This window comes from Tengunoibacter tsumagoiensis, from assembly GCF_003967535.1.
GTDB lineage: Bacteria > Chloroflexota > Ktedonobacteria > Ktedonobacterales > Ktedonobacteraceae > Tengunoibacter > Tengunoibacter tsumagoiensis.
Window position 1 is genome coordinate 3,131,539 of the sequence record NZ_BIFR01000001.1, and the last position, 24,800, is coordinate 3,156,338.

17 protein-coding genes are annotated in these 24,800 nt (G+C 48.9%); 15 read left to right on the forward strand and 2 right to left on the reverse strand.

What is annotated here, in order from left to right; all coding sequences use genetic code 11:
- Positions 1–28: 28 nt before the first annotated feature.
- The gene (acs, locus tag EL628_RS12360; RefSeq protein ID WP_126580247.1) at positions 29–1,969 is read right to left on the reverse strand and encodes an acetate--CoA ligase; all 1,941 of its coding nucleotides are present in this window, start codon (positions 1,967–1,969) and stop codon (positions 29–31) included.
- Positions 1,970–2,398: 429 nt separating this feature from the next.
- Between acs and EL628_RS12365 the strand changes: the two genes are divergently transcribed.
- The 5 genes from EL628_RS12365 to EL628_RS12380 all read left to right on the forward strand — a co-directional run bounded on the left by EL628_RS12365 (position 2,399) and on the right by EL628_RS12380 (position 7,478).
- Complete coding sequence (locus tag EL628_RS12365; RefSeq protein WP_126580248.1) at positions 2,399–3,091, forward strand: Chromate resistance protein ChrB; 693 nt, start codon at positions 2,399–2,401, stop codon at positions 3,089–3,091.
- A 225-nt stretch (positions 3,092–3,316) separates the two neighbouring features.
- Positions 3,317–3,472: a hypothetical protein gene (locus EL628_RS29825; RefSeq protein ID WP_161975458.1), complete on the forward strand. Its 156-nt coding sequence runs from the start codon at positions 3,317–3,319 to the stop codon at positions 3,470–3,472.
- A gap of 361 nt (positions 3,473–3,833) precedes the next feature.
- Positions 3,834–5,072 carry an RNA-guided endonuclease IscB gene (iscB, locus tag EL628_RS12370; RefSeq protein WP_161975459.1) on the forward strand — a complete coding sequence of 413 codons (1,239 nt, stop codon included), beginning with the start codon at positions 3,834–3,836 and terminating at the stop codon, positions 5,070–5,072.
- Between the two features lie 259 nt (positions 5,073–5,331).
- A complete protein-coding gene (locus EL628_RS12375; RefSeq protein WP_126580250.1) occupies positions 5,332–5,910 on the forward strand; it encodes an RNA polymerase sigma factor in 579 nt (192 codons plus the stop codon).
- Positions 5,907–7,478 (forward strand): DUF5050 domain-containing protein, encoded by a 1,572-nt coding sequence (locus tag EL628_RS12380; RefSeq protein WP_126580251.1) that lies wholly within the window; start codon positions 5,907–5,909, stop codon positions 7,476–7,478. The genes EL628_RS12375 and EL628_RS12380 overlap by 4 nt, the downstream gene beginning before the upstream one ends.
- 16 nt (positions 7,479–7,494) lie before the next feature.
- Here EL628_RS12380 and EL628_RS12385 read toward each other — a convergent pair whose 3' ends face one another.
- Positions 7,495–11,946, reverse strand: coding sequence for a DUF6788 family protein (locus EL628_RS12385; RefSeq protein ID WP_161975460.1), 4,452 nt, complete (start codon positions 11,944–11,946; stop codon positions 7,495–7,497).
- Between the two features lie 695 nt (positions 11,947–12,641).
- Here EL628_RS12385 and EL628_RS12390 point away from each other — a divergent pair.
- The 10 genes from EL628_RS12390 (at position 12,642) to EL628_RS12435 (ending at position 24,752) form a co-directional block, all read left to right on the forward strand.
- The gene (locus EL628_RS12390; protein ID WP_245994073.1) at positions 12,642–13,409 is read left to right on the forward strand and encodes a glycosyltransferase family 2 protein; all 768 of its coding nucleotides are present in this window, start codon (positions 12,642–12,644) and stop codon (positions 13,407–13,409) included.
- Positions 13,410–13,506: 97 nt separating this feature from the next.
- Entirely contained in the window at positions 13,507–14,511 is a 1,005-nt protein-coding gene (locus EL628_RS12395) for a glycosyltransferase family 2 protein (RefSeq protein ID WP_126580253.1), read from the forward strand.
- A 57-nt stretch (positions 14,512–14,568) separates the two neighbouring features.
- Complete coding sequence (locus EL628_RS12400; protein ID WP_161975461.1) at positions 14,569–15,405, forward strand: polysaccharide deacetylase family protein; 837 nt, start codon at positions 14,569–14,571, stop codon at positions 15,403–15,405.
- A 1-nt stretch (position 15,406) separates the two neighbouring features.
- Positions 15,407–16,411 (forward strand): glycosyltransferase, encoded by a 1,005-nt coding sequence (locus tag EL628_RS12405; protein WP_126580255.1) that lies wholly within the window; start codon positions 15,407–15,409, stop codon positions 16,409–16,411.
- A gap of 35 nt (positions 16,412–16,446) precedes the next feature.
- Entirely contained in the window at positions 16,447–17,850 is a 1,404-nt protein-coding gene (locus tag EL628_RS12410) for a glycosyltransferase family 2 protein (RefSeq protein WP_126580256.1), read from the forward strand.
- 81 nt (positions 17,851–17,931) lie between these two features.
- A complete protein-coding gene (locus EL628_RS12415) occupies positions 17,932–19,293 on the forward strand; it encodes a glycosyltransferase family 2 protein (protein ID WP_161975462.1) in 1,362 nt (453 codons plus the stop codon).
- Positions 19,294–19,374: 81 nt separating this feature from the next.
- Positions 19,375–20,856 carry a lipopolysaccharide biosynthesis protein gene (locus EL628_RS12420; protein ID WP_126580258.1) on the forward strand — a complete coding sequence of 494 codons (1,482 nt, stop codon included), beginning with the start codon at positions 19,375–19,377 and terminating at the stop codon, positions 20,854–20,856.
- Positions 20,857–20,886: 30 nt separating this feature from the next.
- Entirely contained in the window at positions 20,887–22,812 is a 1,926-nt protein-coding gene (locus tag EL628_RS12425) for a hypothetical protein (RefSeq protein WP_126580259.1), read from the forward strand.
- Positions 22,812–23,168, forward strand: a complete 357-nt coding sequence (locus EL628_RS12430; RefSeq protein WP_126580260.1) for a hypothetical protein — start codon at positions 22,812–22,814, stop codon at positions 23,166–23,168. Before EL628_RS12425 ends, EL628_RS12430 begins: the two co-directional genes overlap by 1 nt.
- A 195-nt stretch (positions 23,169–23,363) precedes the next feature.
- A complete protein-coding gene (locus tag EL628_RS12435; RefSeq protein WP_126580261.1) occupies positions 23,364–24,752 on the forward strand; it encodes a xylan 1,4-beta-xylosidase in 1,389 nt (462 codons plus the stop codon).
- The last annotated feature ends 48 nt before the right edge of the window (positions 24,753–24,800 follow it).

The window sequence follows — 24,800 nt, forward strand, 5'->3', positions numbered from 1 at the left end:
TTGCTCAGACGAAGTCTATGCTGAGATATTAGCCGTCAAGGGTACTGGTATCGCCAATTGGTTCACCCAACTCTTTGGCGCGGATGACTCGGCGCATAATCTTGCCGGAGCGTGTCTTTGGCAGACTGGGCGTAAACTCCAGTTCATCAGGAACAGCCAGGGCACCAACCGAAGTGCGAACATGAAGTTTGAGCTCTTTTTCAAGTTCGGGAGAAGGTTCAAAGCCATTTTTCAGGATGACAAAGACCTTCACATGTTCACCCTTCACAGGATCGGGTTTGCCGATAGCAGCCACTTCAGCTACGGCTGGATGGCTAACCAGACTGGACTCAATCTCCATTGAACCCAGGCGATGGCCGCTCACCTTAATCACATCGTCAACGCGACCCTGCACGCGTATAAAGCCTTCCTGATCGATTGTTGCCGCATCGCCTGCAAAGTAGACATCGGGCAGCGTCTCCCAATAGGTAATATAGCGAGCGGGATCACCATAGATCGTGCGCATCTGGCTGGGCCAGGGGTGGCGAACAATCAAGAAACCACCTTTGCCAAGGCCAACGGATTGGCCATTTTTATCGACCACATCAGCCTCAATGGTAGGCAGAGGACGGGTCGCGCTCCCAGGTTTAAGCGGCTGAATAATCGTCGGGCTAATGAGAATCGAGCCCGTCTCAGTCTGCCACCAGGTATCCATAATAGGAAGCTCATCGCGTCCAATATTGTGACGATACCAGATCCAGGCCTCTGGATTGATAGGTTCGCCGACCGATCCGAGCAAGCGGAGACTGGAGAGATCATGTTTTGCAGGCCATTCCTCGCCAAAGCGCATCAGACCGCGGATTCCAGTCGGTGAGGTATACAGTACCGTGACCTTAAATTTCTCAATGACGCTCCACCAGCGATCGGGATTGGGATAAGATGGCACGCCCTCGAAGAGAACGCTTGTCGCGCCATTCATTAATGGACCATAAATGATATAGCTATGGCCTGTAACCCAGCCCACATCAGCCGTACACCAGTAGATATCCTCATCTTTTAGATCAAAGACAAAGTTTGTCGTCGTGGCAGCCCCAACGGCATAGCCGCCATGAACATGGACCACACCCTTGGGTTTCCCTGTACTTCCACTTGTATAGAGGATAAAGAGAAGATCCTCGCTATCCATGGGCTCACAGGGAACAAACGTATCCTCGGGGATATCGGCAGCCAGATCATGCCAGTAGACGTCGCGACCCTCTTGTAATGAAATATCGAGGCCGAGATGCTTCACAACCAGCACTTTTTCGATGGTTGGGGTCTCAAGAACCGCCTCGTCAGTGATTTTTTTCAACTGAATGAGCTTGCCGCCGCGATAATTGCCATCAGCAGTAATCACCACCTTCGCTTCGGCATCGATAATGCGATCGCGTAAGGAGTTCGCTGCGAAACCACCAAAGACCACCGTATGGACTGCACCCAGACGAGCGACCGCCAGCACCGCCACAATCTGCTCGAGAATGGCTGGCATATAGATAGCGACGCGATCACCTTTCTTAACCCCTAATTGCTGCAGGCCCCTGGCAAAGCGATTCGTCAAGATATAGAGCTGCTCATAGGTGAGGGAACGTGTCTGTCCATCATCGCCTTCCCAGTGGAAAGCGACCTTATGGCGCGTTGGAGTCTGAATGTGACGATCCAGGCAGTTATAAACAATGTTGAGTTTGCCACCAGTAAACCACTTGAAGAATGGTTTATTTGTCCATTCAAACGTATTGGTCCACGGCTCGAACCAGTGGAGCTTCTTTGCCATATCATCCCAGAACTCAAAACGGTTCTCCAGTGACCATTTGTAGAAAGAATCATAGTCAGAGAACCCCTTTGACTCCATATAAGCGGTGATATTGGCCTGTGCCACCATCTCACTGGTTGGTGGAAAAATGCGCTCTTCTGAGAGAATCGAATCGGTATCCTCGAAAAGATTGCCACTCATGCGGAGTATCCTCCTCAATACCTAAGAACTATACTGACGCTACTATAAAGGACCAATCCTAAAATTATCTCCGTAGAATTATCTTCCGTAGAATTATCTCATTGTAGAACAGGTTCCTTTCGTTTTCAATGGCAAAATGTAGGAACTTATAAATACGAATGCCAAAGTTCTATAGACAAGTTATGCATGCTCCATCGATGGTCCTTTTACTATAGATGATTTATCCATCTGAGAACCATTGTGCAGGCAAAATTGTCCATCAAAAGACAACGAAAGAACGTTTAGAATACAATGGAAGAGTCTGTGCAAAAGGGCCTGAAAAGAGAGCGAAAGAGGGCGGTCAGGCTGGCTTGACTTTGTTTCGAGCTTTGGAGTACGATACTCACGCAGCGTAACAGCCGTTACTTTTTGAGTTTGGGGGGAGCATCTATGCATGAGCGTGGTACTATGCGTTGGTTACAGTTAACCTATAAAGTTCCCAGTGAACCCTCGCAGAAGCGTGTGTGGGTCTGGCGTCGTGTGCAGAATTTAGGAGCTTATGCGCTGCAAAACTCTGTATATCTCTTGCCATATTCTGATGAAGTAGAGAGGCATTTTCGTGAACTTGCGCATGAGATTCATGAGATGGGGGGAGAAGCGAGCATTTTTTCAGTTGTGGCTCTCGATTGTGCCGATGAGATCCGTATCCTGCAAGCGTTATTAGATAATCGAAATGCAGATTATAATAGCGTGATTAAAGTCTGTGCCACCTTTCTCACGAAGGCGATGGGATTGACCGAGACTAAAGAGTGGAATGAACTGGTGCAGGCAGAATTTGCGGAAGTCCTGGAAAAAGTACATGTGCTCTTTCGTAATGCGCGGCGACACGATATGTTGGGCTCTTTTACAGCCGTGGCTCGTGCATCTGCGGCTGAAGCAATTGCCCTCTGTGAGCAGGTTTTTCGTGTTTGTGTCGAAAAAGAGTTTGTGAAGGTACGGCGTCTGCTAGAAATAAACTATGAATGGACCTATACCTCTAGCGAACTAAAGCCGTTGCATGCGCCACGTCCCCTCCCCTCTGCGGATGAACTGGTAAAGCAGCGCCGTCCTATCGACAACGAAGTGATTGAGCCTCCTCTCTAGTCGGGATGCTGCCGATTCGGAAAACGAAAGAAAAGTGTTCTTGTGAGCCAAAAGAGCGGAATTTTGTGGCTATTTTTATAGCTTTTTACGCATATATCTTGTACACTTTTCTCTATGTACAACTAACTCTCTGAGCTACGCGTATATATGGTAAGCAATATGTTGTGATTAACTGTCGGCAAAGGTAGGTCACTCTCCTACTCAATACACTATGGGGGAAGGGCAATGCAACAACAACAACGCTCTCGTCAAACCAGTGGAGCCAAAGCGGTCGCGCTTGACCCACGTATGTCTCTGGCTCGTTATCGTTTGTATATGCTGCTCTCTCTAATCCTTTCCGTTGCATTCGCCCTTGGTCTGCAATTTATTTTTGCGCACTAAGGATGTTTGTTTCGCAGAGAATGCAAAAGACACCCTATCGTCGGGTGTCTTTTGTTTGTTTCTCAGGCTCTCCTGGCTCGAAAAGAGTTTTCAGTGCCTGACCGTTGGCAACCTCTCTCTTGAAGAAAAACGATAGTTCCTAAAATCTAGCGAATCCTTGATTTGTTCGGTTATGGAGCTACCAGCGGGCTTCACTTCGGTGGAACAGGAGTTCGAGAGGTGTATCACACCCTGGGGTGTTTGTTCCAGCTCCAGGCTCTGTGGTGCTGCATTAAGGAGAAGCGAAAGCAGACGTGTGCTGCACGTGACAACCCTCTTGAACGCCGCGAGGAGCATTTACTCCGAAAGGAGCGCTTACAGCATGACCCAGTTGGTGTATGTCATCAATCAAAATGGACACCCCTTGATGCCTTGCAAGCCATCAAAGGCACGCAAGCTGTTGCGGGATGGTCGAGCCAAAGTGAAGCACCGTGCGCCCTTTACCATTCAACTGCGCTGGGACTGCGAAGAGCAGGTCCAGGACGTGGTGGTTGGCATTGATAAGGGCAGTTCAACGACGGGCTTTGCCTGTGTGGGCCGAGGAGAAATCCTGCTGTCAGGAGAGATCCTGCATCGCAAGGATGTCAAAGAAAAGCTCGACGCACGACGTGCGCATCGGCGCAGTCGCCGGAACCGCCGCTGGTATCGTCCCTGTCGAATATTGAACCGGGCATCCAGCAAGCGCAGTGGCAGGCTGCCGCCTTCCATCAAGACCAACGTGGAAGAGGTGATCCGGGTGGTACGACGGCTGCCCTTGCCCATCACTCGGATCGTCATTGAGGATGTCCAGGTGGATATTGCCCGGCTCAATGATCCGACGGTACAAGGCAGTCGCTATCAAGATCCCAAACGCCTGGATGAGAACCTGCGCATCGCGTGCTTGCTGCGAGATTGCTACCAGTGCCAACACTGCGGCAAACGGGAGGTGCGTCTGGAAGCCCATCATGTGCAGTATCGTCAGCATGGGGGAAAAGACACACTGAGCAATCTGTTGACCCTGTGCGAGTCGTGTCATCATGGGGTGCATGCGGGGAAAATCACGCTCGAAGTTTCAGGTGTGAGCGGCCATCTTGATCACATCGCGCAACGGTCCATGCAAGGCAAAACGTATCTGTATACCACACTTGGAAGCGCGCTTCCGCTCTCAACGCTCTTTGGGTATCAAACGGCCACCTGGAGAAAGCAGCAGGAATTGCCGAAGGAACACGACAGTGACGCCCTGTGCATCGCGACCTACGACACCGGAGAACTGGTTCCCTGGCAACGAGAGCGATTTTATCGCATTGGGTTCCGCCCTCGTCAAACACGACGGCAGTACCACGATTTGCCGCGCAAGGGGCAAGGGCGGGTGCGCTATCAACTCAACACGGAACTGGAGGGCTTTCGCAAAGGGGATGTCGTCCGAGTCAAAGGAACATGGATCAAACAGATCAACTCGATTTATTCGACGGGATATCTCGCCTTTTCCCGTAAGAAGGGGGAGCCTGCGAACGCTCGTCCCAAGGATTGCGTGTTGCTGGAACGTGGCACCACGATACTCTGGCAAAGACCGCAAAGATAATCAAACAATATCATTGATTCGCAATGGTTTCAAAGAATGTTTCGAATACCCATTAAGTGGGTAAAATGAGGAGAAGCACGTAGTGTAGCAGGAGATGTTTCTCATTTGTGACCTGGTTCATTGTCATTTTCAATTAATTTCGTCATAATCATAAGATGAGAGTATATTATTTCTCCTTTTTAACGAGACAAACTTCATCGCAATTCCATTTCTATGATAAGAGAGATCTCAGCTCTACCAAAAAAGAATCCAGGTCTAGATGAATGCAGTAGAAAATGAGACGCAGCTCGTGATTGATGCGTGTCAGGGTTCAGTACCCGCATTTGAGTCATTGATGATATATTATGAGCCACGCATCAGGCGCCTTCTCTATGGTATGACGCAAGATCCTCAATTGACGCAGGACCTTTGTCAAGAGACCTTTCTGGCTGCGTATCGAGCTTTACCAAGGATGAATGGAATCGAGCTTCGTTTTTCGTCCTGGCTCTATCGCATTGCCCTTAATCTCGTACGTAGCGAATGGCGGAAACGAAAACACGTGATGCTGGTTCCTTTTACCGCATCGTATCTGGGGGCGGATGAATCTACTGAAGAGACGCTCATAGGTACAGAGGAGTTTGAGGAGCGTATAGCTCAACGTGATCTGTTACGGTTGGTGCTGGAACAATTGCCCGAAGCATCGGTCTCCTGCTTATTATTAGATGCTGAAGGCTTCTCGTATACGGAAATTGCAGAGATTCATCAAGAATCGTTATCGGCTATTCGCAGCAGGCTGTCGCGGGCTCGCCAGGCCTTCCAACGTATCTATGTCAGTCTTGATCAGGAAGGAAGAAGATGAACAATATACCCCCTGAGCTCCCAGCCATGCAGTCATTCTGTCCCTGGACGGCACAATGTGTGCAAATGATCGATGTATTGGATGGAGAAGAGATTGACAGTCTTTCTTTAGAGGGCTTGAGCCGCGCAGATCAGCGCCAGCAGAAGCGATTGGTCCGACATATGAAGGGCTGCGCAATATGTACTGTCGCGGTTCACGAGGCTTCGCAGATGCGCCAACGGCAGCAGAGGATCTTATTGAGCCGCTGGATGGATGATGGCGCATCTATTGTGCCGTCAACGACCAATCAGATTCTCGCCGCTCTCAGAGAAGAGACGCGTTCGACGCCTTTGCCTGAAACGTATCAGAAACAAGCGTCTTTCATAGAGAATACGCCTGTTGCGCCTGCCTCGCATCTAAAGCGCCCTGATCGCCGCTGGCAATTCTCTTTTCTGGTTGCTGCAATCCTTATCCTGACCACAATTGGCATCTTTACGCGTCAATTAGCATTTCTGCATAATACCAACACCGCAGCATCCACAGCTACGCACTCCGGGTTGCATGGAGTGGGGGGAGCCACTCCTACAACAGAAACCCTGACCAGAACTTCTACATGGTCTTCGGTTATTATGCAGCATTACGATAACCAGAGCAAGGGAATACAGATTGAGAGCTATGATGTAGCGAGTAAGAAGCAGACATCGTTGTTCTCAACATGTTGTGTGCTACAGACTGCCGTGGATGGTATTGCTCATACTGGTCAGGATATCGTCACGCAACATTTTGACGGGACCCAGACAGAATACCGTCTCTTGAGTGGCAAGACCTATCGCATCAATGGTCAAGGAAGTAATGCTGTTTGGGCGACAAATGACCAGATGCTCTTTGTTGATACAGCCCAGGGATTGATTGAGTATCAGCTTGCGACCAACGAGAAAAAGATCTTTGTGTATAGTCTAAAAGCCGATAAGTTGTCATTTTATCGAAATGGTTTCCTCTACTTTACGCGTCCAAACGATGACGCATTTTATCGGGTTGAGATTGCAAGTGGCGAAGAGAAGAAGGTCGTTGCCAGAGCCGCATCCCGGACCTTCTGGCTGAATCCTGCGGGCGATACGCTCTATTATCAAGTCACTGAAAATGGATTTTGGGACATCTATCAGACCGCTAGCGATGGCTCAACGATTGAGAATCCACAATTTTTCTTTCCTGATGGATTCCCGATCGGTTATGCGTCAGATTATGCCTTGATGGTCGTGCGACAGGGACATGATAATAGCTTCCACCTTTTTAAGGTAAGCTCACCCTCTCAATCCAGCGAAGTAGTAACGCTCAGCACACTTTTACCTGGAATTAGAACGCTTTGTGATCTGTCAACAGGTGCAGCCGGGCATGCGATCTGTGATAGCAGTATAGCCCTTGCACCTGGTGGCGAGTCCCTGGTGATAGAAGCCGGGTATGCGGATGGGAGCCATACGGTCTGGTTTATTGATCTTGCGACGAGACAGGTTCAAGCCCTTTTTCATCCAGCGAGCCAGACGAACCTGCAATTAGTCGGTTGGGCTAAACTAGGACTATCGGGAGCTTAATCCTGTTGTGGAAGTATCAGAGCGATTTGAGGTCATTTTCAATCAGCCTCAAATCCAGAGTAGCCTGACAGGTACTAAAGATATCCTGCGCCTCCTTGAGTATACTTACCCCTTCTTTATGATTATCATACGTGAGTGGCTGCGAAGAATGTCGATTCGGCACAGTCGGTCTGGCTGGAGAGACGGGCCTTTGCAGAACTAACAAGCCATAGCTATGGAGAACGCGAGCATAATCAAGTTTTAGATCTCGCTCAACACAGATGTGAAGCGCCTGCTGAAAATAATGTGTTGACTCATCATAATGGACCTGTTTAAGATGAATCAGGCCAAGAAGGTGGTAGAGTTGAGCACTTGTGCGGGTCATTTCATACTCTTGTGTCTCGAGAAGTGTCTGCTGTGCAATCGCAAAAGCGCTCTCCAACTGTCCTAGCTGATAGGCGGCTTTAGCAAGCAGTGCACGTCCATCAATAATATTCTCAGTCTCGCTCCCTTCAGGCCTGATTGCACGTTGTAGGGTTGATTGTGCACGCAGGAGCAAACGTTTATAGCGCCTGGTCGTCGTGCTGGAGTGCCTGAGTGAGGAAGAGGAGAGCTGAAGCGAGAGAGCTTGAGACAGGCGCAGCTCAGCTAATTTTACCTGTGCCAGTCGTATGCAGCGTGGACTCTGGATAGCGCGTCCGATATGAATGGCCTGTAGAATACTTTGCACAGCCTCCTGAGCCTGTCCGAGATCTTGTTGCACTATCGCAAGTATCGAGTAACTCCAACTTACCCCTTCTCGATCATTAATCTGCTCAGAGAGAGAGATACTCTGTTTAATCCAGCGTTCAGACTCAAGAAGATCGCCCGTCCGTTGAGCAACATCGCCAAGATTGAGCGTCACCAGTGCCATATTGGGAAGATCGCCAGCGCGTTCAGCCAGAGCTAAAGAGCGTTGCATATAGCTACGGGCGGCTTTATATTCCCCTTTCGTGATATAGGTTGCTCCCAGATTACTACAGAGACGAGCCATTTCTGAGACACGTTCGCTCTGTTCATAGATAGCCAGCGCAATATGGAGGTGCGAGAGCCCATCGTTCATCTGCCCCTGGCTGGCGGCAACGATCCCTAGACGTTCATGGGCATAGCCAATCTCCCAGGGATCGCCATGGAGAGCTCGTTCGGTGCGTGTTGGTAGATTAATCGGAGAGGGATGAGCCTGATCTAATTGAGAAGTGTTTTGTGGTAACGATCTTTTTGCCCCAACCTGAGATGACTCCTCTGCAAGAGACTTCTGTTGCATAACCTGTTCAAGCATAGTGAGCGCTTCCTGCAAATAGCGGCGGGCTTCGTGATAGCTTCCTTCGAAGCGGAGAATAGCCCCATGTTGGAGATGGAGACAGGCCCAGGCGGCCCCGCTGGTCACACCTGCTAATGACATGACATCTATGCCACGTCGATTACACTCATAAGCCCGTTTGTACTCGCCTATCTGTGCCCAGATATTACTGATATCGCGCCAGAGAAGCGCCTGGATCTGAGCCTCTTGCTGCTGTTTTTCCGCTTCTGAGAATGTAGCAGGATAGGCCTGACGTTGAAAGCGTTCATTGCTGCGCAGATCAAGAATGCTCTCCAGAAGGGTTCGAGCTTCCGTATAATTACCCAGGACCGTACTACAAGCGGCGACATGTTCGAGAAGGCGGCTTACGCGAACGGGATCGGCAAGGGGGAAATGAGCCAACTCCTGTGTCGTAATACGCTGAATCTGAGCATGGACATCGGTAGAATCGCTGATAAGCTCATTGTCAGCGAGGGCATTGATAGCCTGCAGAAAATATTGAAGTGCCTCTGAATAGGCAGCCAGAGAGTAGGCCTGATTGCCGGTCAATTCAGCATAATACGCGACCTCGATAGGATCACCACCACCCCGTGTCAGGTGATAAACAATGGCATCCGCAGCTTTTTCAGGTTGATTGAGCGATGCAGCCTTGATTGTTTCAGCCGCTCTGCGGTGGAGCTGTGCGCGGCGAGCAGCTGAGAGGCGACCATAGAGATGGCCAATAATCAGTGGATGCCAGAAGTGGTACGTAATAGCCAGACCATTTCCTTCTTCGGTAAGCAGACCAGCGTGGAGAGCCTCTTCTAATAGATCAAGAATAGTATCTTCATCGTGCTCCGTTGCCATTGGAAGAAGCTGGTTCAACGCAAACGATCCACCCAATACAGCCGCCTTTCCAAGTAGAAGCTGGCAGCCAGTGCTCAGGCGGCTTAAGCGGCGTTCGAGCACAGAGGCAATGGCTTCTGGGAGGGAATGATGGGGCTCGGCCAGCTCCGTTTCAGCCTTTTTGAGCGTTCCAGAAAGAGGCGAGCGAAGTTTTTGCGTCGACTCAAGCGATTCAGCGGGCTCCAGAGATGATTCATCACCATAGAGAGCAGTCACGTAGCGAGCGAGCTCTTCAGCAAAAAAAGGATTTCCTGACGCCTGTGTCTGGATGCTTTGCACAATACTTTTAGGCATATACGAGACGAGCGAGCCAATCTGAGCGTTTGTCAATGGAGGGACAGAGAGCACCGAGATCACCTGTTCGCGCTGGAGATCGGCAATCAGCGTGCGTAATTTATGATGGGGAGGGAGCTCGCCTTCACGGCAAGTGCCGACCAGGAGAACGCGGCGACCGCGCAGATGATGAATCAGATACGTCAGGAGCTCCATACTACTCTCATCGGCCCAATGGAGATCATCGAGGACCAGAAGAAGTGGATGGATCTTGCCAAGTAGTCCAAGCAGCCCTAAAGCGGCCTCCCAGAGGTGTAACCGTTCCTGTTCATGAGGCAGAGGTGTATGTGATCGGTTAAGAGAAGGCGTAAGCGTATGGATATAATGGGCGAGTTCTGGAAGAAGAGCGATCAATCGATCTAAGCGAAGAGGAGAGGAGGTATCGGAATTCACCTGTCCGGGTAACATGGCCATTTGGATAAGTTCGGAAAAGAACGTTGGGGAAGGAAGCAGCGTACGTAGCAGCTCAGTCCAGGGTCGATAAGGGATAGTGCCTTCTTGCTCATACGAGCGGCTCCAGGCCACAGTCCACCCACGGACATAGGCCTCAAGACTAAACTCTTCAGCCAGACGTGTTTTGCCGATCCCTGCATCACCTTTTAAAAGAATAAAATGGGTATGGAGTGGCCGTGAATAAGAAGAGCTCTGAATGGGAGGGAGAGTTTTGTCGCGTTGCAGAGAGAGAGAGGACTGAGCACTGGAAGAAGAGCCATCCAGAGCGAGCAAAATCTGGCGAAAGCTCTCTAATTCTCGTTCGCGCCCGATAAGAGGGCTTTGATTATGGCGACCAGGTTGGAACAGTGGGCGTTCAAACGTTAGCGTACCCGGTCGTTGATCGGTAGATTGTAATGATGGTTGTGAAAGAGGAGTTGAAGGACCTTTTTTGGCAGGAAACAGAGCAATGCCATGAAGATGTTCCGGGAGCCGACCTTTACAGAGCGTTTCATACAGCTCAACCGTTTCAGGCAATGGCTCTCCTTCGTATTCGCGTTGGAGCATCTGAGCATGTTGTCGATACACTTGAAGAGCCTCGCCTCGACGATCTAATTGTGTCAGAAGAATCATCAACCGTTGTAAAGCCGTCTCATTTGTAGGATCAGCAGTGCGTAGACGGTCCAGTGTCTCCAGAGCGCTGGCGAAAGCTTCCTGCTCGATATAGAGATTTGCCAGTTTGAGAAGCAGTCCGACCCATGCCCGTTGTAAAGCATCGCGGCGTGGAGCAGCCCATTCAGAATAGAGCTCCTCTAGCAGATAATTGCCGCGATAGAGATTCCCCGCCTTTTCCAGGAGAGTGGTCATTTGTTTTGAGTCATTAGAAGTATCGGCCTCTTTGAGAAGATTCTCAAACTCCTCTGCATCGACCCAGATCTGCGAGCTATTCGCGAGTTCTAAAATATCGCGTTCGAGTCGGAGGAGGCGAGAAGCGGCGGGGCGAGCGATATCAGGTTCAAGAATCTGGCGTAACTCATGGACCGCCCCATTCAGGCGGTTTGAGGCCAGATCGATATCGAGATCAGGCCAGAGAAGCTCCATAACCTGTTCGCGGCCCAGTCGTCGGCCAGAATTGCTGAGGAGGCAGCCTAAAAGAGCGCGTGCGCGTCGTCGATGCCAGGTACGGCTATCGATAGTGCGCCAATCTCCATCTTGTAGACGCTCGATCCGAAACTGGCCAAGGAGATAGATGCGCAAGAGAGGAAGGGAAGGCTGTGGTTGGAGCGGACCAGCGGCTTTCTCTTCATCAACGGGGCTCTGAAGCCGTTCGATAGCAATCTCTGGGGGAAGATGAGCTCCAATATATTTACTAACGGTTCGCCCTTTTTCGCTCCAATACGCATACCAGTAAGGCCCATGCCCCGACCCTTCCTGGCATTTGCGACAGCGTTGTTTTCCGCAGCGTGTAAACTGCTGGCGATAGGTAACTTTACTGTTCATCCTTAAGCCTATCCGCCCTCTATAGGTGAAGTGACAGCATTCAATGAAACGGCTCATCAGAACTGAGATGAGGATCTTGCTACTTCATTATAGTGAAGATATTATAACCTAGTATGAGCGACATCACAACACCCTTGTAAAAAATCTGTAAAAAGAATGTGAAGAAGGAAAGTGAATTAAATTTTTGTGAAGAGGATGTTTCTTTCATAATTCTACCCATACAGAGACAGAGTTGAGAATCCTGATAAGCGTTAGTAGTGAGGATGATCTCATAAAAATCGAGCTTGAAATCGCTGCTTGGCCTCGTCGATGACGCTGGGAGGAGGAGCGAAGCCAGACCAGTACGTACTGGCCTTTACTCAAAAATGAGTATTTACAATTAAAACAATATTTTGTATTTTATGGGTGCGCTTCCAAAGAGTAAAAGCTCAGAGCAAGATCAAATTCTGGCATTCTCACGGTAGAGCACCTGCATCGCCTTATTTCTCTAGTCGAATCCTTGCGATGCAGGGCAAACAGAAGATGGGCCAGTTCTTTCAGAGGACCCTGGAGGAGAGAGTGTTTAGAGAAGTTGGGGAGGGGAGCGCGAATGTATGATGTATTGGTAGATAGAAGCTGTCTCTTTTTTACGTGTAGTGTGTTTGTGCAAATTCATAAATTTAAGGTAGACTGTTGTGGAAGAGAAGAAGTGGAACTTGAGTAGCCGTGTTAGTGTGGTGGAAGGGCAGCGTTATCCACAGGTCAGTGTTGTCATTCCCGCACGTAACGAGGCACAGAATCTTTATCATGTCTTACCCTATATACCCTCGATTGTAAGTGAAGTTATTCTTGTTGATGGGCATTCGCAAGATGAGACCATAGCAGTCGCCCAGCGTCTGCTCCCTTCAATTCGTATTCTCAAGCAGAGCGGAAAAGGGAAAGGGGATGCATTGCGGGCTGGATTTGCGGCGTGTACGGGCGATATTATCGTCATGCTTGACGCGGATGGTTCTGCCGATCCTCAAGAGATTCCTTTATTTGTTGATGCGCTTCTGAAAGGCTATGATTTTGCGAAGGGTTCACGGTTCCTGAATGGGGGAGGGAGTTATGACATTACCGCCCTGCGCCGTGTAGGGAATTACGCCTTAAGTCAGTGTGTAAACCTCTTATTCTGGACGAATTATAGTGACCTATGTTATGGTTATAATGCCTTTTGGCGGCGTTGCCTTGACCAGGTAGAGGTAGACTGCGATGGTTTCGAGGTTGAGACCCTGTTGAATTTGCGAATGTACCAGGCCAAATTAAAAGTCATCGAAATTCCTAGTTTTGAGCACCCTCGAATCCATGGTGAAAGTAATTTAAACACCTTTCGCGATGGTTGGCGCGTCTTGCAGACGATCGTGAAGGAGAGAAGAAAAGGACTATTCTCTTCCAAATCCCCGACATACCATTTGAAGTCCTCATCGCTATTGCCTCCAGATTAAGACTGTGAGAGGAGCATTTTTGCTGTGACATGGCTGATTCAACAAGGAATCACTTTTGACTTTGTCTCTTTTCAGTGAAGTGGGTAGGGCAAGTAATATGGTAAGCGATATTTCCGTAGTCATTTGTGCGCATTCAGAGGAACGATGGAGTAATCTCATTGAAGCAGTCGCGTCTGTGAAGCAGCAGACGTTCCAACCCAAAGAGATCATTGTAGTTATTGACCATAATGAGCAGTTGCTGAAGCGGGCGCAAGAGCATGTGATAGGGGTATCAGTTATTGAGAATACAGAGATGCGTGGGTTATCTGGTGCGCGTAATTGTGGTATTGCCGCAGCCCAGGGGAATGTTATCGCCTTTCTGGATGATGATGCTCTGGCTACCCCGGATTGGCTGAAGATGGTGAGCCAGCGCTATACCGAAGCGGATGTCTTAGGAACAGGTGGTACTATTATCCCACTATGGGCTGAAGATAAGCCAGTGTGGTTCCCAGAAGAGTTTTATTGGGTTGTAGGCTGTACCTACCGTGGAATGCCGCAGACCGATACGGTCATTCGTAATCCCATTGGTGCAAATATGTCTCTACGGCGAGATATATTTGATTTTGTGGGGAGTTTCCGTAGTGATATTGGTCGGATTGGTTCTCGCCCCATTGGCTGTGAAGAGACCGAGTTATGTATTCGAGCCAAGCAACATTGGCCTGAAGGGCGTTTTCTTTATCTTCCTGCTGCTGTTGTATTTCATCGTGTTACAAAGAAGCGAGCGACCTGGGCTTATTTTTGCTCGCGCTGTTATTCAGAGGGCCTTTCAAAGGCGCAGGTGACCCGTTTTGTGGGAGTGAAAGATAGTCTGGCGGTAGAGCGTTTATATATGTCGCGTATTTTGCCAGCAGGGGTGATAAGGGGGATCAAAGATGCCCTCTTCCATCGAGATCTGACGGGTTTTGCACGTGCCGGGGTCATTGTGGTGGGCCTGGTGGTAACCACCGCTGGCTATTGTGTTGGTCTTTTGACGCAGAGTAGAAATAATGCACCGAAGAAACGCCCGTTTGATAAAACCACGCTGCGACGAAAAAATCCATTATCTTCGCTCATGAATGTATAGTTGCAGGACTGGAGAGAAGTAAGTTCGGGGAGTATCTCACGCTTTTTGAGGATGGTAATGATTAGTAGTAAAAAAATTCCTATTCTTATGTACCATAGTATTTCAGAGCATGCGAGTAAAAAATTTCAATCATTTGCTGTCGCTCCTGCTCTTTTTACAGAGCAGCTCGAGTACTTGAAGCAACAGAATTATACGCCAATGACGGTGACTCAGATGATCCAGGCTCGGGCTCAAGGAGGATCGATGCTCCCCGCAAAGCCAGTCGTACTTACGTTTGACGATGGGTTTGCAGACTTTTACACCCATGCTTTTCCCATTTTACAGAAATATGCTTTTGTGGCAACGCTGTATGTAACGACTGCTTATGTGAATGGGACGAGCCGCTGGCTCCGGAGCGAAGGAGAGGCCAATCGTCTTATGGTTACCTGGGATCAACTGATTGAAATGAGTGCCTGGGGAATTGAGTGTGGAGCTCATACTCATACTCATCCACAATTAGATGTCATCTCTCCTGCACGTGCTCGGGAGGAGATAGTTCAGAGTAAGCAGATTCTTGAGCAACAACTGAGAAAAGAGGTTGTCAGCTTTGCATATCCATTTGGATATCAAACGGCAGAAACGCGTCAGATAGTACAGGAGGCTGGATATACATCGGCCTGTGCAGTGAAGCATAAAATGAGCACATTGGAGAGCGATCTTTTTGCATTAGAACGATTTAAAGTTGATTCTCAATCCCACAGCGATGTATTTGCAGCCTTGCTTGTTGATCGTAATCTGTCGGCGGCTATGGCCATGCAAAAGTTGTATCTTCGCACACGAACACCGTTGTGGCAGTGTGCTCGTCGGAGTACTGTTTCTCTCGCGCACATGTTTTTTCATGGAGGGAGGCCATAAGATGGTAGATAGAACACTCGAGGTTTCTGTAATTATCTGCGCCTATACGCAGGAGCGGTGGACAGAAACAGTTGCCGCTATTCGGTCGGTTCAGCAACAGACGGTGCCACCATGTGAAATTATTCTGGTCATTGACCATAACGTAGAGTTACTTGCTTGCGCACAATCTCAGCTTCCGCATGAGATTATCGTGATTGAAAATAGTGAGCGGAAAGGCTTATCTGGTGCTCGTAATAGTGGCATTGCGGTCTCACATGGCGCGTTAATCGCCTTTCTGGATGACGATGCCACCGCTGAGCCCGATTGGTTAGAGCGTTTACAGCGGTGTTGTGAAGATCCCCAGGTGTTGGGAGCAGGAGGCGTTGTAGAGCCACTCTGGCTGGAGCAGCGCCCGGCATGGTTTCCTAAGGAGTTCTACTGGGTTGTAGGTTGTACCTATGAGAAGCCACCCAGGTTCCCCGTTGCTGTGCGCAATCCATATGGAGGATGTACCTGCATAAGACGCGAAGTATTTGAAACAGTAGGCGGGTTTACGGATGGCATTGGGCGCGTGGGGGCTCGTCCGATGGGAGGAGAAGAGACAGAGCTATGCATTCGAGCGAAACAGCACTGGCCACAGCGCCATTTTTTGTATGATCCTCATGCCAGAATTCATCATCATATTCCTGCCAAACGGGGAAAATGGTCGTATTTCTGCTCACGTTGTTATTCGGAAGGGCTTTCTAAGGCGACTATTGCGCACGTTGTTGGTTCAAAGGATAGTCTGGCCTCTGAGCGGGCCTATACATTAAAGACGTTGCCTCTAGGGGTGCTGAATGGCTGCACTGATACGCTGCTGCGTTGGGATCTGTCCGGAATATTGCGGGCAGGAGCAATTATTGCTGGTCTGGCAGTGACAACAACTGGTTATGTGGTTGGTACCTTGCGGCAGAGCAAGGATGTGGTTCGCAGGCCGGTACGCGTGGAAGCTACCCAATTGGATCCGTTATCACGCGTGACTCATTAAAATAAACGAGCAAAAGAGCTGAGGGGATAGGTGGGATGGTTATTCAGCAACGGTCGATGTTTCGTAAGAGTAAGTATGAGGTGAGCGAAGGCCCTATTCGTATAGTCGAAATAGAACTGGGGCACCCAATTTTTTCGTTGATCTCGGCTGCCTATGAAGGAGAGCCGGATTTCTATCAACAGGTACTCTGTCTGGTACGATTGCATGGGCTGCCACTGGGGGTGGTGACCTTGCCACTACCTTCAGAAGGGCTTTCGCTCCATACATATCTCCCTTTGTTTTGGGAGCGATTTGGTCAACAGATTAATCAGCATCTTAAAGAGGATGAGCTTCCAACGGTAGATGAGCTCCTCCCTTCAGGGGTGCCAGGCTTCGGTGAACCAAAGTGTCAGAGAGCACGTAAGCAGTTCCTTACAGATGCTCCGTTTGTGAGCGTTATTATTCCAACGCATGATCGTCCTGATCGTCTGGCGCTCTGTCTACACTCCATTTTAGCGACTCATTATCCTCGTTTTGAGATCCTGGTCGTAGATAATGCCCCCAGCACCGATGCTACGGCAGAACTTTTGCAGAAAGAATTTGCCTTCAACGCGTCTATACGCTATCTGCGTGAGGATCGACAAGGGCCTTCATGGGCTCGTAACTGTGGCATGCAAGCAGCAAAAGGTGGTATTCTGGCATTTGTTGACGATGATGTGATTGTTGACCCTTCCTGGCTAGCCGAGTTGGCACGAGGCTTTGCACTCTTTCCGGATGTGGCATGTGTGACCAGTCTTATTTTGCCATTGAAATTGGATACAGCGGCGCAGCGGTGGTTTGAGGAGTATGGCGGTTTCTGTAAGGGCTTTGTTCGTCAGGTCTATGATCAACGAGAGTATAAGCCTGCAAATCCTCTGTATCCGTATAACGCGGGCTCTTTTGGTGCAGGGGCCAGTATGGCTTTTACAGCGCAGTTTTTACGGCAAGTTGGTGGATTTGATCCTGCATTGGGGGGGACGGGACCGGCAAGGGGAGGAGAAGATCTAGCGATCTTTTTTCAAGTGATTCACCATGGATATAAGCTGGTGTATGAGCCAGCGTCGCTCCTCTATCATCTTCATCGTACCGATTATGCTGGTTTATACAAGCAGATGCATAATTATGGCATTGGTCTGACAGCGTATCTTACCAAAAATATTGTGGATCATCCTCGCTTATTGATTGATTTCTTGATGAGAATTCCTTATGGACTGTTTTTTCTTTTGAGTGGGAGCTCGCCAAAGAATACAAAACGTTCGACGTCTTATCCAAAGGCGCTTAAAAAAACTGAGCTGGAGGGCGTTATCTATGGTCCTCTCGCCTATTTCCAGAGTCGGCGTATGATGAATGAAGTTCAAAGAGCGTACGAAAAGGCAAAGAGCAACACCCAGGAACATTCACAGCCAGAAAAAATTTCATAAAAACTATACATTCTTTGTTTGTGGACACAACAATGGAGATTGACGCGTGTCCCCGGGTTGATGGGAAAAGGTGGAGTGGGAATGGCTATACAACTACAGGACAGAACAGAAAGAAAACTGCCAACAGGATCATTTACGCCCGTTCGTATCATAGAGATAGAGCTTGCTCAAACCGATCTTCCAGTTATCGCTGCCATTGATGAGCAGAGTCAGCGCGACTATCGACAGGCGCTCTGTGTTGTACGACTCCATACCTATCCTGTAGGGATAGTTGAAGTAGCCTTACCCCCAGGGGGCCTGGAACCATCTCAGTATCTACCGATTATCTGGCAAGCGTTAAAGGAGCGTATTAATAGCCATCTTCAGCAAGATGGTTTCCCCATGATTGAAACGCTTCCTCTCTGTGGGCCAACCATTGAAGGTACGGCCCCCTGCATCGAGGCGCGTGAGCATTTTGTGGATCATCCAGATACCCCTTTTGTGAGTGTGATTGTGCCAACGCATGATCGCCCAACGCGTCTGGCCAATTGTTTACGTGCCCTGGTGGGGTTACACTATCCCCATTTTGAAATTATTGTGGTCGATAATGCTCCAAGTGATAACGCGACCGCTGATCTGGTCCAGCAAGAATTTGCATCCCATCCGCTCATACGCTATGTCAGAGAGGAACAACAAGGGGTATCCTGGGCTCGGAATTGTGGAATGTGGATGGCTCGTGGCAGCATTCTCGCTTTTGTTGACGATGACGTCGTAGTGGATCAGTACTGGTTAGTAGAGATGGTACGCCCATTTACGCTGTTTAAGGATGTCGCCTGTGTAAGTGGGCTGGTGCTGCCGCTTAAGTTGGATACGCCAGCCCAGCTCTGGTTTGAGGCTTACGGTGGCTTTAATCGAGGCTTTGTACGAAAACTCTTCGACCTCAAAGATCACCGTGACCCTTCTTTTGTCTATCCTTACCATGCTGGAGCATTAGGCGCAGGCGGCGGAAGTATGGCTTTCACTGCACAGTTTCTGTTGGGTAAGGGTGGCTTTGATACCGTTCTGGGTGGAAATGGGGCCATTCGGAGTGGGGAGGATATGGAAGTTTTCTTTCAGGTCATTAAGCAGGGCCATATACTGGTTTATGAGCCTGCTGCAATGGCGTATCATCTTCACCGCACCGATTATGCAGCGTTGTGTAAACAAATTCGTGGATATGGCATGTCTTTAAGTGGATATCTAACGAAATGTATTATAGATGATCCCCTGCTTTTAATGGACCTTTTGCCCAGGATTCCTTATGGTCTCCTGTGCATGGTGCTGGCAAAATTGAAGCAGAACGCTCGTTTTCAGCGTCACAAGCAGGGTCAGGGGTATCCTCAGGAACTTACAACTATCGAACTAAAAGGATTGCTTGCCGGTCCTTTTGCATATGTGAAAAGTCTCCAACAGGCTAAAAAGTAATGTACTGGCAAATACTAGCTGTGATGGTGTCAAGAGTTGTTCATTTCTTAAGCCGTTGATCACGAGAGGAACATGTGAAAGGTGAAAACTTGGCTTTTTCAGTGGATAAAAAATAATACAACAATTCTATTGAATGCAGGTTCATTAATTGGAGCAACAGCTGTCACCTCTCTCCTTGGTTTTGTATTCTGGTGGCTAGCTGCACGTCATTTCCTGCCGGAAGACGTTGGTGTGGCTTCCGCAGCCATTTCTGCGATGATGTTACTGGGAAGTTTCTGTATGTTGGGATTTGGCACTCTTCTCATTACAGAGCTGCCGCGTCAACCTGGTAATGAACTGCCATTAATTGGTACTGCCTGTATCGTAGTAACTGGTGCAGGTTTTCTCATAGGTTTTCTGTTTGCAGTGATTGCACCTTATCTGGTGCCAGGGTTCGCTCCGCTCCATGCAACACTTGCGAATGTCTGCACTTTTGCGGCTGGAGTAAGTCTCACAACAGTGACGCTTGTTGTGGATCAGGCTTGTATCGGTATTCTTCGAGGCGGATTGCAGCTCTGGAGGAATACGCTTTTTGCTGCTGCAAAGCTTCTCGTCCTTTTTTTTGTCAGTTTATGGTTTGCTCATTCGAGTGGTATGTCAATCTATGCATCCTGGACATGGTCAAATGCGCTCTCGTTCCTCGTGTTTCTTCCCGTTCTGTTTCAGAAAAGGAAACATTTTCGGCCACAACACCTTTTTCAATGGAAGCTTGTACAGAGCCTGGGTTTTGCAGCGATACAACATCATTTATTAAATCTTACTTTGCAAGCTCCAACCTTATTGCTGCCTATTCTTGTGACGGCCCTGCTCTCGGCTAAAATGAATGCCTGGTTTTATGTCTCGTGGATGCTGGCCAATTTTGTTTTCTTAATCCCTACGGCATTGACAACGGTCCTACATGCAACGAACTCTGCCCAACAGACGACGCTCTCGCATAAGTCTCGCATGACGATTGCTCTCGCTACAGCAAGCAGTGCAATGGCTGGCCTTGTTTTGTTTTTTGGAACCAGGCAGATTTTAGGGCTCTTTGGGGGCATGTATGCCAATCAAGCCAGCTGGTGTTTACGTATTCTGGTGCTGGCAGCCTTTCCGCTTATTATCAAGAACCATTACATTTCGATCTGCCGGATTCAAGATCGTATTATCTCAGCTATGGTTGGTATGATCCCTGGTGGAGTGATTGAGATGGCTGGAGCGGCCATCGGGGCGTATCTCGGTGGTCTAACAGGCTTAAGTCTGGGTTGGGTGATTGCGATCGCTGTAGAATCGCTGTTTATGTTTCCTGGGGTTTATAAGGTTATTCGTCCGTCTGCGGCTATTCTTCAACCGCTCAATGATGAAGTGTATATCGGTCAGGAGTCAATCTGGCTTATTGACACAGTAGTATTACCGATTATTCCACGCAGCCGTCCATCGGTCAAGATTGCGGCCATTCCTAAACGCCCTCAAGAGATAGAGGTCACCTCTCCACGTTTAGGGAAGATTCATTTTCAGCCGATGCCATCAGAAAAAAAGATTGTGTAAAAAAAGTCTCTCTTATGGAGGATTGGTCCGTTGAAAGATTTGAACTATCAGCAACAGCTTTCTTCAGTGCATTTAGATCGGGAGATGTCTGTCCATTCGGCGTCATCGGTCGGCCTGAAAGGGTTCAAATGGCCTGAGCTTATTTCACTGGTGCTTCCCGTCGTAGCCTTTCTGCTCTGGTCGCTCTCGCTACAGCATGAAGATGTACGTAAGATGAATGATCTGGGGATGGTCTCCACATTTCCGCCATTGATCTTTGTGGCTCTAGCTGTGCTCATCTTCAGTTTTGGTTTTACGCTTCTTCGCCCTCGGATCTCTGAACGAGTGCTGTTTTTTCATCTTATCTTGTTAATCTTAATGCTGTTTGCTACTCAGTCTATCGTTGAGGAGGCCCCGCGTTTTGCTGTTGTCTATCGCCATGCCGGGTATACCGATTATATTATGCGTAACGGTTCGGTCAATCCTGATCTGGATGCTTATTTTAGCTGGCCTGGCTTTTTTGTGTTCAGCGCGATGTTGACGCAGTTGGCAGGATATCATGATATTTTAGGGTATGCTGGTTGGGCGCCAGTGGTCTACAACCTTATCTATATGGGTCCACTTTATATGATTTTGCGGACGTTGAGCGTCGATAAGCGGCTGATCTGGCTTGCGATGTGGCTCTTTTTTCTGACCAACTGGATTGGCCAGGATTACTTTTCTCCGCAGGGGCTGAATTTTTTTCTCTATCTTGTGATTATGGCGATTGTACTACGCTGGTTACAGCCACCTGCCAGACTCAGACCGGGTTTTCTTGCCCAAAAGATCTACCAATCTAGTGCTCCTGTGCAAAAGGCGTATAGCTGGCTGACAACGCCATTGATCGCTTCTGGCCCGGTGCGCCCTATCCAGAAAGGAGCTCTGGTGGTAATCCTATTGCTGGTATTTGGGTTTGTGGTCTGTAGCCATCCATTAACACCTTTTTTTGTGCTGACGAGCATGTTTATCTTGTTACTTTTCAATCGTTGTTCGCCACGCTGGTTACCGCTCATCATGGCGGTGATGGCCGGGGCCTGGATTTTCTTTATGACGAAGACCTTTTTGTCCGGGCATTCGTCAATGGTTGTAGGAAACGTGGGCCAGGTCAGTAGTGCGGTCTCAACGAACGTGACCTCTCATATTCAGGGAAACTCTGAGCATATGTTTGTTGCGATGATGCGCATCGTGATGACGGTGGTTGTATGGGGGCTGGCTTTTCTAGGATGTATACGCCGTGTGCGGTTCGGTCAGGTTGATATTGTGGCGATTCTTCTGGCCATCGCTCCTTTTCCGCTGATTGCTGCCCAACAATATGGGGGAGAGATGTTTTTGCGCATCTATCTGTTTGCTCTGCCCTTTATGGTCTTTTTTGCCGCCGCTTTTTTCTTTCCCCGCCTGCATCCAGGTTCCCATCCGCGTCTCCTGGCTGCGGCGCTGCTCATTCTCCACTTTGGTCTCTTCTTTGGCTTTCTGTTTACACGCTATGGCAATGAGAGAATGGACTATGTTACCTATAATGAACTGGCAGGAATTCGCCATCTCTATCAGATTGCGCCTGAACGTTCATTTTTCCTGGGGGCTGGAGATGTGACTCCCTGGCCTTTTGAGGGGTTTGAAAAGTATGGCTATGATTCTATGGATGATGATCCAGCCCTCTCTGGAGTCGTGGCTACACGTGATGTGATGCGGCTTGAGCTGTTCCTCAAGGCCCAGCATGCTCCTAACTCGTACGTCGTCTTTACCCGTGGACAAGAGGCTCAACTCGAGCTATTTTATGGCTTGCCATCCGATGCGCTTAATCAGTTTGCTACAGCGCTGGTGCATTCAGGCGATTTCACGCTGATCTATCATAATTCAGATGTTCGTATCTATTCATTTGCCGCTCATACCAGGCCAGATAGTATGCAGGCCCGGTCGGGGAAAGGAGAAACAAAATAATGCGCTCAATACTACTCTGGCCACTGGTGATCATTGCGTCGACGATTGCTGTTGGGCTTGTGACTTTTGTGCAACCGGACCTGGCCATACGCCCTTTTGTCGTGATGTGGTTTCTCTTTATCTGCCCTGGAATGGCAGTTGTTCGCCTGCTCTATCTACAAGATAAGGTTGCAGAATGGAGCCTGGGCATTGCCTTAAGTCTTTCATTGGATGCGATCATCACCTCACTGTTTATGTATAGTGGGCATTGGTCTTCCTATGGAACGCTTGCTATTCTCATGTGGGTCAGTTTCTGTTGTTCACTCGTGCAGATTATTGCCTTTTTTATGCGCCGACCAGTTCGTCTGAGCGTCTAGCCTCTGTAAGAGAAGAGGGTATCGTCTTTCGAAAGATCTCTCTTCTCTTTTTTTAATTTTCCTTATCTATATATTTTTATGAAGCGATATAATGGATTCGGGTGTTATACTCTTTTTGTTGGAAGACGAAATCGAGATGGTTTGATAGGTAAAGAGCTATTTTTTGTACTTCTATCGTTCAGGGGGAGGAATGTTGTGAGGGTTTCTGAGGTTGGTCGTCGTTTGATGCGTTGTCTCATCGTCTTAGGGCCTTTTGTGCTGCTTTTCTGGCGTGGAGAATTGATTGTCCCGCAAGGGAGTCATTCTCAAGCCGTTTCAGTGACCGTTTCATCGGTACTGCTTGATCGTGTGAGCACTTTTTCGTTAGGGGCAACTCATACACAAAATGATGTAGACAACGGAGATGACAGTCTGCATATTCAGGCTGTTGAGCAGTTGTTGCAACAGACCCTTATTTATCAGAATCAACACATTATGGGGTGGGGGGTAGAAGATCCTGAGCCAGCCCGTGGGGTCTATAATTGGCAGAGCCTTGACGAACGCGTGGCATTGATGCGGAGAACCCACGCTCAGATGATCCTGACGCTCTGTTGTGCCCCAGGTTGGATGAGAACCCCGGATCACCGCAACGAATGGGATGACCTGGAGGAAGCACCAGCACCTCAGCATATAGTAGATTTTGCAGCCCTGGCCCAGACGATTGCATTGCGCTATCCAGATGTGCATTACTTTCAGGTCTGGAATGAGTTAAAAGGGATGTGGAGTGATGCAACAGGGGCAACTGCCGGATTAGAAGATCTGAATCGGTGGGATTATGAACGTTATACCGTTCTGTATAATGCAGTCTATGACGCCATAAAGGAGGTTCGCCCGGACGCACTCATAGGAGGGCCATATGTAGTTATGGGAAGTAATGGAGATGCGTCAACGCTCTCTGAGGCCGGGCCAACCTATGCCTGGGGAACGCTTGATCAGCGGCCATTAGATGTTATCACGTATTGGCTTGCCCATAAACATGGCGCAGATTTTATCACATTAGATGGTTCAATGGTGAACGACGATGGCATCTGGCTGACGGATCCTTTTGAGGCAGCCAGGAAATTTGTTGATATCGACAACTGGGTGCGTCAGCAGCCCCATGGGGGAGCTACCTTGCCCATCTGGTGGGCTGAATGGTATGTTGGTGTACCTTCCTCACATGCAAAGAATCTCACTTATCTAACGGCTGTAATGACCGCAGCGCAGATTTTTACATTGGAGAGTCAGGCGCAAGTCGTATTGACGTGGGAGCCTCAGGGAGATGCTCAGGGCTACTCATCTCCTGAAGGATTATGGACCGATCCTCGGGCTCCTGCTGGCGGAAAGGCAACCCCTTATGCCGCTATTGCCCAGACATTTAGCACCTATTTTAAGCCTGGCACCAGGATCTATCGAGCAACCAGCACATCATCAACAGTTATCGTCCTTGCCTCGCAGCTCAAGACCATCCTGGTGAATCGTCTCCCACTGGCTCAGGAGGTGATAGTGGATCGAACTGTGTATACCTTGCGGCCCTATCAAGTCCTGGTGGTAGATACCTACTAGCCTTTGAGCGGCGTGTCTCGACGCTGATTGGTGACTATGCTAAGATAG